Origin of the sequence: Salinibius halmophilus (assembly GCF_003577475.1) — a bacterium.
In the GTDB taxonomy this organism is placed as follows: domain Bacteria; phylum Pseudomonadota; class Gammaproteobacteria; order Pseudomonadales; family Natronospirillaceae; genus Salinibius; species Salinibius halmophilus.
Map to the genome: position 1 here is coordinate 1 of NZ_QPEP01000025.1, position 1,120 is coordinate 1,120.

The window sequence follows — 1,120 nt, forward strand, 5'->3', positions numbered from 1 at the left end:
TCAGATAATACGTTGTGAGTGCTTGCGTCGATATCGTTTAAGGAGGTGATCCAGCCCCAGGTTCCCCTAGGGCTACCTTGTTACGACTTCACCCCAGTCATCGACCACACCGTGGTAAGCGCCCTCCAAAGGTTAGGCTACCTACTTCTGGTGCAATCAACTCCCGTGGTGTGACGGGCGGTGTGTACAAGGCCCGGGAACGTATTCACCGCGACATTCTGATTCGCGATTACTAGCGATTCCGACTTCATGGAGTCGAGTTGCAGACTCCAATCCGGACTACGACAAGGTTTCTGGGATTGGCTTACTCTCGCGAGTTCGCTGCCCTCTGTCCTTGCCATTGTAGCACGTGTGTAGCCCTAGCCGTAAGGGCCATGATGACTTGACGTCGTCCCCGCCTTCCTCCGGTTTGTCACCGGCAGTCTCTCTAGAGTCCCCACCCGAAGTGCTGGCAACTAAAGATAAGGGTTGCGCTCGTTACGGGACTTAACCCAACATTTCACAACACGAGCTGACGACAGCCATGCAGCACCTGTCACAGAGTTCCCGAAGGCACTAAGGTATCTCTACCAAATTCTCTGGATGTCAAGGCTAGGTAAGGTTCTTCGCGTTGCATCGAATTAAACCACATGCTCCACCGCTTGTGCGGGCCCCCGTCAATTCATTTGAGTTTTAATCTTGCGACCGTACTCCCCAGGCGGTCTACTTAATGCGTTAGCTGCGTCACTAAGTCCATAAAGGTCCCAACAACTAGTAGACATCGTTTACGGCGTGGACTACCAGGGTATCTAATCCTGTTTGCTACCCACGCTTTCGTACCTCAGCGTCAATGTTATGCCAGCAAGTCGCCTTCGCCACTGGTGTTCTTTCCAATCTCTACGCATTTCACCGCTACACTGGAAATTCCACTTGCCTCTCACACATTCTAGTTACTCAGTTCCAAATGCAGTTCCCAGGTTGAGCCCGGGGCTTTCACATCTGGCTTAAGTAACAGCCTACGTACGCTTTACGCCCAGTAATTCCGATTAACGCTCGCACCCTCCGTATTACCGCGGCTGCTGGCACGGAGTTAGCCGGTGCTTCTTCTGTAGGTAACGTCACGGCTGATGGGTATTAACCA

General features: G+C 52.4%; 1 rRNA gene. It reads right to left on the reverse strand.

Annotated elements, in window-relative coordinates:
- Positions 1-38 precede the first annotated feature (38 nt).
- Positions 39-1,120, reverse strand: a 16S ribosomal RNA gene (locus tag DUW71_RS17460); the annotation flags it as partial.